The sequence below is a fragment of the Brevibacillus sp. AY1 genome (genome assembly GCF_029870785.1).
In the GTDB taxonomy this organism is placed as follows: domain Bacteria; phylum Bacillota; class Bacilli; order Brevibacillales; family Brevibacillaceae; genus Brevibacillus; species Brevibacillus invocatus.
Window position 1 is genome coordinate 74709 of the sequence record NZ_JAFLPN010000004.1, and the last position, 13201, is coordinate 87909.

Consider the following 13201-nt stretch of genomic DNA (forward strand, 5'->3'; position numbering starts at 1 on the left):
TTTTCAGCTGTCTATCCATTATAATAGTATATAAGTGAACCGTTGAAAACCAAGCAGTGAGGTGATTTCGATGTATCCTCAACCGTATCTAGACTATCTTGTTTTATTCCATGCTGAGCGTGATTATTTTGAATGCCATGAAATTCTGGAAGAATATTGGAAAAGCGCACCACCAGCAGAGCGCAAACTCATCTGGGTGGGCTTGATTCAAATCGCAGTTGGCCTTTATCACCAGCGTCGCGGCAATCAGGCCGGCGCATTGAAAATGATCGGCAATGCGGTTAAGCTGGTACGTCAGCATCAGTCGGAACTACAGGAGCTTGGTTTGGATGCTCCTGCACTAATCGCTAGGCTCGAAAAGCGGCTTGACGATCTGAACAAAGGGATTCCCTACGTCAGTCTGGATTTACCTATGATTGCCCCTGACTTGCTCGAGGCATACAAGCAGGCGTGCATCTCCCAAAACCTTACTCCTTATCGACCCAGCGACATGGCGAATTCCTATTTGCTGAACAAGCACACCCTGCGGGATCGGCAGGACGTCATCGAAGAACGGATGCGCCAGTTAAAGCACCGGCAGGCGCAACGCAACAGCCAAGCCACGTAAGCGATCACAACTGCCATTCAGCAAGCACAAAAAAGCCGATATTCCCACGCACTGCGGGAAGTATCGGCTTTTCATACTGCCAAAGCTGCACCCTCGCTTGATGGCTTACGACAACTTTAACGGTAGACCCACAAAATCACGCCAGCCACGAGCCCAACATCCGCCAGCATATGACTGAGCCATGTCGGATATACAGAAGGAAACAGCCCTTTCATCCAGGACCAGAGGACACCTACTCCAAAGACCAGCAGCGTCATCAGGCTGCCCCATAGAACACCAAACAGCACGGAAGTAATGATCAGATGGTAGAGAGAAAAAAAGAAGCTGGTTAAAAGAATTGCAGCCGGAAAAGTCATCAAGTGCAGCAAACGCTGCAGGACAAATCCTCTCCACAGTAATTCCTCCAGCAGAGAGTTGATCACCACCAGATAGATGGAGAACCACCAAATCCACTGAGCATCCAGCCCCCAGTGTTCGAGAACCGACCGGATGTCTTCCGCTCTGCCCGGTGTTTGCAGTAAAAGCCAAATCCCCGCTAGCCCACCGATCATGAGCATAGCCCCTAGAACAAGTCCAAAGCGGGTGCCTCTTCGCTCATAATGCCCCCAAGCCTGCTGCCAGCTGGACCGCAAGCTCCCTTCCCACCAGCCATGTAACAGCGGTATTCCCAGACAGACCAACAAGTGAAAAGAGACAAATGTCACAAACAGGCTTTGCCGCTCCACCAAACCATAAAAAATTGCCAAGGTAGCAGCAAAGCCGTACCCGATCAGCAACAGTAACGACCGTTTTCGCGACATCTGGATGAACTCCTTTATAGCGTTATGGTCGTGAATGTATAAAGCTAGCTTGTCCAAACTCCAGAGAATATAAGCTACTTCCGACGAGTATATAACCATCTGCCATGAATATACAAAATTTTGGGCAAGTGCTATACTTTACTCTACCATCTAGCAAAAAAATTTTGATTAGGAGTGGCCCTCTATGTTGTGGCGAAACCGAACGTTTCTTCTGCTGATGACCGGAGAAGTCATTGCAGGGGCGGGCATGTGGATTTTTATCATTGCCAATCTGCAGTTTATGTCGGCTCTGATTCCTTCTGATACGTTAAAAGCCTTGGTTCTCATGAGCGGACTCTCCGTCAGCATCCTGCTTTCCCCAAAGGCAGGCGTTGTGATTGACACTTACGACAAGCGAAAGGTACTGATCTTCTCCAGCTTGGTGCGCTGTATCAGCCCGATTCTGATGATGCCTGCGATCGCTTATGATTCGCTGGTCTGGATGATCGTCGCTCTCATCGTCATGCAAGGCTCTGCGGCCTTTTACTTCCCTACCCTGCAAGCATCCCTGCCTGCGATCCTGTCCAAGGATGAATTGCTGAAAGCCAACAGTGCTTACCTGAACATTTCTACACTCTCACGCATTTTTGGTACGGCTGCTGGCGGTATTCTGGTCGCAGCGCTGTCTTTGTCCCAGCTCTACCTGTTCTCCTTTGCGGCTTATGCTGCACTGGCTATCGTCACACTGTTTGTGAAGATTCCGCATGTACAGTCGAATCGCAACAAGGAAAAAATCCAGTTCAGCGAAGTCCTGACGGCAAGTCGCAAAGATCCTGCCATCTTCGTTGGATTGATCAATAATGGATTAATTACACTGTTCCTGGGCGGGGTCAATCTGATGATCCTGAACTTCAGCACCATCCAAGGCGAGCCGCAGCTCATGGGATGGGTCTTCGCAGCAGAAGGAATCAGCATTCTGATTGGCGGACTGCTGGCCAAACGCTGGATTGGCGGCCGCAACCTAGTGGCCTCGTCGACACTGATGCTGTTTTTCTTTGCCATCTCGCAGTTCGGCATGACCTTTGTATCGAGCAAACTCATGGTGCTGGGATCCTTCGCTCTCTTTGGCTTCATCGTCGCCTTTTTCTTCCCGGTGACCACGACCATTTTCCAGAAGCGACTGCCGCAAAATCAGCACGGCCGGTTCTTCTCTTTTAAAAGCATGCTCGACCGCAGCTTTTTCTTTATCGCGCTGGCGATTACCGGTGCCTCACTCGATCTATTGGGGTTAAGCAATTACTTGATATGTCTCGGCACCCTTACCTTGCTCTCAGGCATCTTTACGTACTCCTACAGCAAAAAGCACAAGCTGGACGTACGTGCCAGCGATGAAAGCCCTGCAGCAGCGTAGCCAGCAAGATGTTACAAAGTGTAGACAACTGCAACGATTTCCGTACAAACTTTGTCTACCTTCCCCGTGATGGTGTACACTAAAATCATCATGTTTGCCTACTGGAGGAACACATCATGGAGACTTTATCATCATCTACACTCGGCCTGCTCATACCGATCATTTTGGCCGTCTTCGTGATCTTCTTACGGATGAAAAGAGCCAAGAGGCCTGTCTCTGCAAAAAGCATTATTTTGCCACCGTTTTTTATGGCTACCGGCTTTGCCATGTTCTTATTTCCGGGAACCTTGACGTCACCGGCTATCGATCTCACCGCTTTTTTGGCTGGAATTGTGCTGTCCATCCCCCTGATCCTGACCTCCCGCTTTGAGATCGTGGGGGAAGATATTTATCTCAAGCCATCGAAAGCCCTGTTCTTTATTCTTGGGGGCTTGCTGGTGGTGCGGCTCATCGTCAAGCTATTGATCAACGACTCCTTCACAGCTCTGCAAACCGCTGGACTGTTTTTTCTGTTGGCTTTTGGCATGCTGGCTACATGGCGGGTTGCGATGCTCTACATGTACCGCCAAGTTACCAAGAAAGCCCTCCGCACGTAAAACAATGATCGAACTGAAAAAAAGCAGGAGCCTTCTCTCGCAAGATGGTCCTGCTTTTTTCGTATAAGTGTCTTTATGCTTTTTTTGCTTTATGGTGTCCTGCTTCATTAATAGTGAAATAGCTTCCTCCATACAGGTACAGAGCCATGTTGTCCTTCATTCCCGCCATTCTCGCAAAGAATGGCCGCTCCCCTTTCGTTTCCAGAGCTTGCTGGGTTAGGCCCATTCCCTTCGGCTGGCACAAGGTCACATTCCCGCCAGAGAGTGTGAACGTTTGGCAATCAGCTGCTATTTGCCCGTCGGCGTAGGAAGCGCCTGCCTTCCACCCAAACCAGCGCTCCCATAGCTGTACCGTTTCTTCCAGATGACGGACAGCGTACCCGACCTCCAACAGTCTTTCGGCACCATTGGAATGCTCCGCAATGATTCCTCTCGATTGCAAATCGTGTAGACGCTCCTCGTCGCTTTGTTCCCATTGGATAAAAAAAGGCAGACGCAATCGACTGTCAGGATCTTTTGCAAACAGCATGCGCCAGGCGATTCTGGTTCCGTCTTCTCTCATACGACTTCCCGGCAAGGGTCCAATGACCTCCAGCCCCAGCACGCGAAAACGGTCTGCCCATTGTTCTATTTCGCTCGTGCGTATCGCGATTTGTCCCATTCCTTCACCCAAGGCATTTTCTTGGACGAGTTGAACAATCAAGGGATTGTCACATTGAACGGCGATCTCAGCGTCCTGAACAGCCAAAAATTCCATATACGAGAGTCCAAAGTAACAGACACTGTTCCACGTCCCCCAATGCGTATGACGCCCACCCGGCATCGTGTGAAAGCCTGCCTGACGAAAAGCGGACGTCGCTTCTTCAGGTGCGCGATGTAGAAAATGTACCAAGTGATCAAATGCAGCATGCATCTTTTTGCACCTCTTTTACTATCATGTATAGGTTGACTGAACTGGCTCCACGCCCTGCACTTTTGTTATAATGAATGGATGTTTCCATATCAATCAGAGAGTTCAAGGGAGGGTGGAATGAATCAGACGCGGACACACCGGGTAAAAACACAGCGCAGAAAAAAACGGAAAATGTGGATCAGGGCAACTGTGCAAACGTTTCTTTTCTGTTTGTTAACCGTACTTGCAATCGGCGTGTATCAGTTTGCAAACTCCTTTTCATCTGATTCAGGCTCAGACGGCAGATTTCCCCTGACGCAGCCTGACAACCAACATACAGAGCAGGAGCCGCACCAGGAGCCCCAAATCCATCTCACATTCGCCGGCGATGTCATCATGGCAGGAAATGTAGAGAAGATGTTGATCGAAAAAGGCTACGATTACCCTTATACGGAGCTAAAAGATCTGTTCTTGCAAGACGATTACACCATCGCGAATCTGGAAACTCCCGTAACCACTCGCGGAACCCCGCCAATCAACAAAGCGTTTGTCTACAAGTCGCCTCCCGCAGCACTTCCCGCTCTCAAGGCTGCCGGAATCGATGCAGTCAATCTTGCGAATAATCACTCGATGGATCAAGGCGTCGAAGGTCTGCTCGACACCTTTGCCTCATTGGATGAGAACCAGATCGAATACTTGGGAGCGGGAGTCGATAGCGCTCGCGCCTATGCTCCGGTATACGTTGAAAAAAACGGCATCCGAGTCGCGATCTTCGGATTTAGCCGCGTTATTCCGGAGGTCAGCTGGTATGCGGGCAAAAACAAACCAGGTGTCGCAGCTACTTACGATCCTACGCAGGCGATACAAGCGATCCAGGAAGCGCGTCCGAAGGCGGATCTGATCGTGGTCATCCCTCACTGGGGCGAGGAGAGAAAAGACTTTCCTCTCGATAATCAGAAAGAACTGGCACGTGCTTACATAGACGCTGGCGCCGACCTGATCGTAGGCGGTCACCCTCATGTCATTCAAGGACTGGAGCAGTACAAGGATAAATGGATCGCCTATAGCCTCGGCAATTTCATATTCACCCGCTCCACGGAACCCCGAACGTGGGAAAGCATTGCCCTTCAAGCGAGCTGTACCAAAACGGGCAAATGCGAGCTTAGGGCCATTCCGTTTCATGCCGAGCTTGCACGTGCCGTACCCATGAATGAAGCGGATGGAGCTGCTCTGTTAAACCGTCTGCAATCGATATCTACGGATGTGCAGATCGATGCTGATGGCAACATTTCCAATGTGAAATAAATCGAAAATCTCGCCAAGCCCACTGAGATGCATAGAGGGTTTGGCTTTTTTATTCGGAAAAAGCCATAGCCGCCCGTACCGCTCTTTTCCATCCAGCATAGAGATTGTCGCGCTGCTCCTCATCCATTTCAACCGAGAAGGATTTGTCGACCCTCCAATTATCAGCGATCTCTTGCTTATTTTGCCAGAACCCAACGGCCAGACCTGCGAGGTACGCCGCACCCAAAGCCGTCGTCTCGTTGACTTGTGGCCGATCAACGGACACACCCAAGAGATCGCTTTGAAATTGCATCAAAAAGTTGTTGCTTACTGCACCACCATCCACTCGGAGCTTTTTCAGCCGGATACCGGAATCGGCTTCCATCGCGGTCAGGACATCTTTAGTCTGATAAGCGAGAGACTCCAGGGTAGCGCGGATAAAGTGCTCCTTGGTGGTTCCTCGCGTCAGTCCGAAAACAGCTCCGCGCACATCACTGTCCCAATAAGGAGTGCCTAACCCGACAAAGGCAGGAACCACGTACACGCCTTGCGTAGAGGCGACTCTCGCAGCATACTGCTCACTGTCTGCGGACGATTTCAGCATGCGTAATCCGTCTCGCAGCCATTGAATAGCAGAGCCTGCAACAAAAATGCTGCCCTCCAGCGCGTATTCCACCTGTCCGCCCACTCCCCAAGCGATAGTGGTTAAAAGCCCATGCTCAGACTGAACGGCCTCGGTGCCCGTATTCATTAGCATGAAGCAGCCTGTTCCATACGTATTCTTTGCCATCCCCTGTTCAAAGCAAGCCTGACCAAACAACGCAGCCTGCTGATCGCCCGCCACACCGCTGATTGGCACCTCCACTCCGAAGAACAGATTTTTATCAGTGTAGGCGTAGACTTCCGAGCTGGATTTCACTTCTGGCAGGATGGCTGAAGGGACTTCGAGGTGCATGAGCAGCTCTTCGTCCCAGCACAAATCGTGAATATTGTACATCAACGTACGTGATGCATTGGTGTAATCGGTGACGTGAGCTGCTCCTCCAGAGAGCTTCCAGATCAGCCAGGTGTCGATGGTCCCAAACAACAGCTCCCCCCGCTGTGCACGCTGGCGTGCTTGCGGGACATGATCCAGGATCCACTTTACCTTTGTCCCGGAAAAATAAGCGTCTATCAACAAACCGGTTTTGCTGCGAAACCGATTAGTCAGGCCTTGTTGCTTCAAGTCCTCACAAATGTCTGCCGTCTGCCGGGATTGCCAGACAATCGCAGGGTAAATGGGTATGCCCGTTTTCTTGTCCCATACGACCGTCGTCTCACGCTGATTGGTGATCCCGATGGCAGCGACATCCTGGGCTGCGACATTTTGGCTCGTCAACACTTCACCGATGACACTGACCACCGAGGACCAGATTTCGAGCCCATCATGCTCGACCCAGCCCGGATGCGGGAAGTGCTGTTTAAATTCCTTCTGCGCCATTCCGACGATCTTCCCTGCTCGATTAAACAAAATGGCCCTTGAGCTCGTCGTACCCTGATCAATGGCCAAGACATATTGCTTTTGCATGGATCTGATCCCCTGCCTCTCCAGCATTCCATTCTAATGAACCCGTGTTGAAAAATACGGTTCTCTACCTACTTATTTGTGATCGGGTAATTGATCCCTCTTTTTTAAACATGCTCAATCAAGCAGAAAAGGCATCACCAACAATCGTGTCAAGATCGTCAATCATGCCTTCTTACGTCCAGCGTCTGGCTGAACATCTATCTACGAATCAGTAACTGCCAAGCCTTCAAAGAGCAATACCCGTGCAGGAGCGGCATCTGTTCCCAGCAGCTTCAACGGTGCCGCCACCAGAAAATACTCGCCTTGCTCGACCTCCTGCAAGCGCAGTCCCTCAATCACGATGATCTCAGCAGCGAACAGCGTCTTATGTGTGGGATGCCCTTCCTGGCTGCGTTCAATTCCGAGCGCATCCGTACCTACCCCGCGAACACCCAAAGAAGCAAGGTACTCTGCACCGTCATGGGCTAAGTACACAAATTCGAACGAGAATTCCTCCGAGAACGAATTTTTCGTTTTGAATAGCAAAAAATCGCCCTTTTCAATAGCGAACCGCTCGAGATCAGCTTGGGTGATCCTGTCGTCAACGTCTGTCAAGTCCAGCACCTTGCAGGCGCCTACCAGCTTTTCCAGTGGAATCGTCTCAAATGTCTCCCCATCTACGACCATATGCAACGGAGCATCGACGTGAGTACCCGTATGTACATCCAGCTCGATCCGAGATTCGGTCACATACCCGTTCGTCTGCGGTCTGATCTTGGGCTGCTTCTCCGGTTTATTCTTATACACCGTCATGCCTTCAAAAATCGCACCTGTGACATCATACATTCTCACTTGCCATACCTCCTGTTATTCGTCGCTCTGTTCATGAATCACGTGGCTGATCGGCAGGAAAGCAAAGACCGATCTGTTTTCGCGCTTCGTCCATGATCTCCATCGCAATCATGGAATGAAGGTGAGAATTCGTAGGTGATTCCCGTTCCCCTGCTTGGAACAGTTCCATGAAGGCACGGATTTCATAATGCATGATCTGAGGCGTTTGTGGCACGGACAGATCTTCAACACGTCCGTCCCGATAGCGGATCTCTACCTTTTGCGGACGGTTGATTTTATTGATGATCATGGTGGCGTCCTCGCCCTGGATTTCGGCAGGCAAATAGGAGGTGGTGATTTTGGAGAACATGACTTGCGCTTCACAATCAGGATATCGCAGCAAGATGCTCCCCTGCCCGTCGACACCAGACTCAAGCAGGATGGCTTCTGCCTGGATACGCTCGGGCTTTCCCATCAATACGACGAGCGGATAAATACAGTAGATGCCAATATCCATCAAGGCACCATTCGAAAACTGTGGATCGAAGGCATTCGACATTTGACCTTCCTTGTACGCATCATAGCGGGAGGAATACTGGCAATTGCTGGCGAAGTAGCGGCGAATCCTGCCCAGCTTGTGCATGTTCGCTTGGATGACACCAAAGTTAGGTGCAAAGGTGGATTTTACAGCCTCCATTAGCAAAACGTCATTTCTCTTGGCTGCTTCCAGCATTTGCTTGACTTCCTCCGCATGGGACGCGAACGGCTTTTCACACAGGACGTGCATGCCTTGATTCATGCAGGTAATCGCTTGCGATGCGTGAAAAGAATTGGGACTGGCGATGTACACCGCATCGATAAGCTTGCTCGCTGCCATTTTTTCGAGGTCGGTAAACGTGTGAGGCGCTCCCATCTTTTCTGCAAACGCTTTTGCTCTCTCCTCTGTCCGAGAATAGACAGCTTCCAGCGAAAAACCTGGTATTTCCTTGCCAGAACGAATAAATTCTTCGGTTATCCAATTGGTGCCGACTACGCCAAACCTCACACTCGCAGCCCCCTTTTCGCCAATACGTTCAGCCTTATTCTATTCTTTCTTTTCTACGGCATGTCCTCCAAATTCATTGCGCAGCGCAGCTACAACCTTTCCGGAAAAGGTGTCGGTCTCAAGGGAACGGTAGCGCATCAGCAGAGACATCGCGATGACAGGAGTAGCCACTTGCATGTCCAACGCTGTTTCCAGGGTCCATTTGCCCTCTCCGGATGAGTGCATGACTCCTTTGATCTCATCCAGATTGGCATCCTTGGAAAAAGCTCTTTCGGTCAGCTCCATCAGCCAGGAGCGGATGACGGAACCGTTGTTCCACACTGCTGCTACCTTCTCAAAATCGTAATCAAATTCGCTTTTTTCAAGGACTTCAAAGCCCTCACCGATGGCTGCCATCATGCCGTACTCGATGCCGTTATGGATCATTTTCAAAAAGTGGCCACTGCCCGATTGGCCCGTATACAAGTATCCGTTTTCCACTGCTGTATCGCGAATGATCGGTTCCACAACGCGCCAAGCCTGGGGATCGCCCCCCACCATATAGCACGCGCCATGACGAGCGCCTTCCATTCCGCCTGAGGTGCCTGCATCCAGGTAGAGGATACCATATTCCTTAAACCGGTTGGCCCTGCGTATCGATTCCTTGTAGTGGGAATTCCCTGCCTCTACGACGATATCGCCGCTAGCCAGAAGCGGCAGCAGCTCTTCTAAGACCGTATCCACGTGCGTATGCGGAACCATCAACCAGAGAACCCGTGGAGATTGTAGCATCGATACCAGCTCCACCAAGCTTTCAGCCTTCTTTGCACCACAGCCTGCAATCACCTCAATCGCGTCAGGGTTCACATCGTATGCAGTGACCTCGTGGCCTTTCTCCAGCATTTGCTGCCCCAGACTCAAACCCATTTTTCCCAGACCGATTAATCCAACCTTCATTTCTTCCGCCTTCCTTTCTCGTTCTCCCGATTTGGTTTATGAAATGGTCATTGGTGTTCTCTCTTCTGAAATGACGGGATCTAGCCACCATTGAAAGCCGTCTTGCTCCAGCAAGGCATCTGCTGCTTTTGGACCATTGGACCCTGCCTCGTACATGTGGAGTGGCACGGCATTTTGCTCAAAAGCCTGAATGATCGGCTCTACCCATTGCCAGGAAAGCTCGACTTCTCTCCAATGAGCAAAGTGAGCCGCGTTGCCCTTCATGGCATCGCCCAGCAGCAGCTCATACGCTTCCGGCAGCTTATTGGGATCAGGCATATAGTGAAGACTGACAGCCTCCAGCTTGCCATCCTTCCCCGGACTCTTCTGATTGACCTGCCAGGTAATCCCCTCATCTGGGAAAATGCGAATGACCAGCAAATTCGGTTCCAGCGTATCTCCTTGTGAATCCTGTTGTTTCGGATTTTTACATTCCACGACGATTCGAGTGGATTTCTCCTTCATCCGCTTTCCCGTCCGAATGTAAAACGGTACTCCTTGCCAGCGCGGAGTATCAATGAAAAGACGTGCCGCAACAAAAGTATCCGTCGTAGCACCCTTCGCCACTCCGGTCTCATCCCGATAGGCAACTACTTCCTGACCATCCACATATCCGGTCTCGTACTGAGCGCGAATGACATGCTGCCCTACATCCTCCTGGCGCAAAGGGCGTATCGCTTCCATCACTTTTCGTTTCTCATCCCGTATTTCTTCGGGAGTCATGTGCCTTGGCAAATGCATGGCTGTCATCATGACCAGCTGCAGCAAGTGGTTTTGAATCATATCCCGAATCGCACCGGTATGGTCGTAATAGCCTGCCCGTTCCTCCACCCCGACCGTTTCACTGGCCGTAATCTGCACATTGGCGATATACTCGTTGTTCCAGATGGCCTGAATCATGGGATTGGCGTATTCGAGTGACTCCAGATTTTGCACCATTGGTTTCCCCAGGTAGTGGTCGATCCGGTAAATCTCTTCCTCCAAAAACGTTTCCGCAAGTGTCTGATTCAGTTCTCTCGCGGACTGCAGATCGCGTCCGAACGGTTTTTCGATCATCAGACGCTTCCAGCCAGTGCTATTGCACAATCCGCTTTTCTTCAGATTCACACTGATCCCTTCAAAAAACTCGGGGGCAACGGATAAATAAAAAAGGCGATTGCCACTAATCTGTAGCTCTTCTTCCTTCCTTTGCACATGGTGGTGTAATTCCGAGTAGGCTCGTCCATCCTTCAGATTCATTTCAAAGTAATCGATCATTTGCAGGAAAGGCTGCATGTGTTGAGATTGTGTAGTGCAATCCTGACCGTACATGTGTAAGGCATGGGCGACGTGATCCTGAAATTGGCGTGCCGACCACTTCCTCCTGCCCACCGCAATTATCGAAAAAGGCTGGGGCAATTGTTTATTCACATACATCCGAAACAAGGCGGGGAATATCTTTCGAGCAGCCAAGTCCCCAGTAGCTCCAAACAACAGCAATGTCATCGATTCCAACCGCTATTCCTCCCCCTGCCTGATAGTACGTTCATGCTAGACCGTTTTTTTGCGACAGGTACCATCGTTATTATTAGGCAAATGGTTGTTTTCATCAAGTAGTTACCCTTCCTTCCCTGATGGAAGTGATGTTTTTTTTCTTCAAGAAAGGAAAATCGTCTGTTCATCGTGAAACTATATAATCAGGGTAGAATATGTGAATGTGTCATTATCTGAAAAATCTGCATTTTAGCAACTGAGAGCACTCCCTTTGTCATGAGACGCAATAGCTGTTTCATAACATAAGTTATGAAGGAAGCTACCCTGGAGAGGAGGTGACCCTTTTTCTCTCAACCCAAATCTGGAACATTGAAGGAGGTTTCCATTCATGAGACTTCGTCCTCGTGAACCAATTGACGCCGTATTGATCGTATCCACATGCTTTACCAATCAAGATTGGCATTTGCAAAAATGGCTGTTTCGAATGCGAAGATAGTTCGTACAATCAGGGAGGAGGACTCTATGCGAGTCGCGATATTAGGCGTTGGCGGAGTAGGACAAGTAAGTGCGTGTGAGCTGGTGAAATCCCAGTATTTGACCAAGCTGGTTTTGGCTGATATTTCCACCGGTCCAGCCGAGGAGCTGGCTGCGGAGCTAAGGCGTGAAACAGATGTAGAGATACAGGTAAAACGCGTGGATGCACGGGATGTCTTGAGCGTGCAAGCGATTTTGGATGACATCGATGTGTTGCTTCACATCGGTTTGCCAGAAAATAATTTTGAAGTGATGAAAGCTTGCCTGAATACCAAAACTCATTATATTGATACGGCTTCATCGGGGCCTCAATGGCTTCGCAAACAGCTTGCATGGAATGACAAGTTCCGTGCTGCCGGGATTCTTGGCATTATGGGCTTGGGCTGCGACCCTGGCTTTTCGAATATCGCTGCACGCTACGCCGTCGATCAACTGGACGAGGTAGACGCGATTCTGATCCGAGATGGTGATAATTCCATTGTTGATTACGATGGCTTCTGCTCTTATTTCAGCCCACAAACGGCTATTCAGGAGTGTCTGGCGAAGCCCAATTACTGGACGGCCGACAAAGGCGAGCAATATCTGCCCACTCCCTTTGCCAACAAGGAAGAGTTCGAATTCCCAGAGCCAATCGGCTGGCTGGACTGCTACAATGTCGAGCATGAGGAAGCGACCACACTGGGTGAAACCATCGGCAGGGCAAAAGGGTGCAAGTACGTCGATTTCAAATACGCGCTGCATCCCGATTTTGTCAATACGCTGAAGGTGCTGAGCTACCTGGGGCTTGACAGTGACGAGGAGATCGATGTTAAAGGCGTCAAAGTGGTGCCTCGCGATGTCGTGGTAACCACGATGCCCAAACCGGTAGATCTCGCGGGTAAAATTCACGGCTATTCCAGCGTGGGCGCACTCGTCAAGGGCAAACAAAATAACAAACGCAAGGAAGTTTACGTCTACACCATTGCAAATCATGACGAGGTTTTCTACAAAACCGAGTTTCAGGCAACGATCTGGCAGACAGGAATTCCGCCAGTCGTAGCCGTCGACATGATCGCAGAGGGGCTCTTGCAAACAACAGGATGCATTCCACCAGAGCTGATCGACCCGATCCCCTTTCTGGAAAGGCTGAAGGCTCGTGGTATGGCATGGGATGTAATCGAGAAGACATCCCCTCTCTTGCAAAGTACGTAGCACGTAAGTTGAGATAGATGCAAATGCAAAAAACCGT

The 13201-nt window shown here is 50.2% G+C and carries 12 protein-coding genes; 5 read left to right on the forward strand and 7 right to left on the reverse strand.

All coding sequences use genetic code 11. The annotated features are described in order from the left end of the window. Window positions 1-70: 70 nt before the first annotated feature. Window positions 71-607, forward strand: a complete 537-nt coding sequence (locus JZI27_RS06160) for a DUF309 domain-containing protein (protein WP_251244082.1) — start codon at window positions 71-73, stop codon at window positions 605-607. A gap of 116 nt (window positions 608-723) precedes the next feature. Here the strand turns inward: JZI27_RS06160 and JZI27_RS06165 are convergent, their stop codons facing one another. Further along, window positions 724-1407, reverse strand: coding sequence for a CPBP family intramembrane glutamic endopeptidase (locus JZI27_RS06165; protein ID WP_251244083.1), 684 nt, complete (start codon window positions 1405-1407; stop codon window positions 724-726). Between the two features lie 184 nt (window positions 1408-1591). Here JZI27_RS06165 and JZI27_RS06170 point away from each other — a divergent pair, with 184 nt between their 5' ends. Further along, complete coding sequence (locus JZI27_RS06170) at window positions 1592-2797, forward strand: MFS transporter (RefSeq protein WP_251244084.1); 1206 nt, start codon at window positions 1592-1594, stop codon at window positions 2795-2797. Between the two features lie 116 nt (window positions 2798-2913). Then, window positions 2914-3393 (forward strand): CcdC family protein, encoded by a 480-nt coding sequence (locus JZI27_RS06175; RefSeq protein WP_122909604.1) that lies wholly within the window; start codon window positions 2914-2916, stop codon window positions 3391-3393. Between the two features lie 73 nt (window positions 3394-3466). Here the strand turns inward: JZI27_RS06175 and JZI27_RS06180 are convergent, their stop codons facing one another. Next, the gene (locus tag JZI27_RS06180; RefSeq protein ID WP_251244085.1) at window positions 3467-4306 is read right to left on the reverse strand and encodes a VOC family protein; all 840 of its coding nucleotides are present in this window, start codon (window positions 4304-4306) and stop codon (window positions 3467-3469) included. 117 nt (window positions 4307-4423) lie between these two features. On the opposite strand from JZI27_RS06180, the gene JZI27_RS06185 reads away from it, so the two are divergent. Beyond that, the gene (locus JZI27_RS06185) at window positions 4424-5590 is read left to right on the forward strand and encodes a CapA family protein (protein ID WP_280207060.1); all 1167 of its coding nucleotides are present in this window, start codon (window positions 4424-4426) and stop codon (window positions 5588-5590) included. A 49-nt stretch (window positions 5591-5639) separates the two neighbouring features. On the opposite strand, the gene glpK is transcribed toward JZI27_RS06185, so the two are convergent. The 5 genes from glpK to zwf form a co-directional block, all read right to left on the reverse strand. Beyond that, entirely contained in the window at window positions 5640-7136 is a 1497-nt protein-coding gene (gene glpK / locus JZI27_RS06190) for a glycerol kinase GlpK (RefSeq protein WP_251244087.1), read from the reverse strand. 201 nt (window positions 7137-7337) lie between these two features. After that, the gene (locus tag JZI27_RS06195) at window positions 7338-7967 is read right to left on the reverse strand and encodes a cyclase family protein (protein ID WP_122909608.1); all 630 of its coding nucleotides are present in this window, start codon (window positions 7965-7967) and stop codon (window positions 7338-7340) included. Window positions 7968-7998: 31 nt separating this feature from the next. Further along, the gene (locus tag JZI27_RS06200; RefSeq protein WP_280207061.1) at window positions 7999-8991 is read right to left on the reverse strand and encodes a Gfo/Idh/MocA family protein; all 993 of its coding nucleotides are present in this window, start codon (window positions 8989-8991) and stop codon (window positions 7999-8001) included. 39 nt (window positions 8992-9030) lie between these two features. Beyond that, entirely contained in the window at window positions 9031-9927 is an 897-nt protein-coding gene (gene gnd / locus JZI27_RS06205; RefSeq protein WP_122909609.1) for a phosphogluconate dehydrogenase (NAD(+)-dependent, decarboxylating), read from the reverse strand. A 36-nt stretch (window positions 9928-9963) separates the two neighbouring features. Further along, window positions 9964-11460 (reverse strand): glucose-6-phosphate dehydrogenase, encoded by a 1497-nt coding sequence (gene zwf, locus JZI27_RS06210; RefSeq protein ID WP_280207062.1) that lies wholly within the window; start codon window positions 11458-11460, stop codon window positions 9964-9966. A gap of 501 nt (window positions 11461-11961) precedes the next feature. On the opposite strand from zwf, the gene JZI27_RS06215 reads away from it, so the two are divergent. Further along, complete coding sequence (locus tag JZI27_RS06215; RefSeq protein ID WP_122909611.1) at window positions 11962-13164, forward strand: saccharopine dehydrogenase family protein; 1203 nt, start codon at window positions 11962-11964, stop codon at window positions 13162-13164. Window positions 13165-13201: the final 37 nt, after the last annotated feature.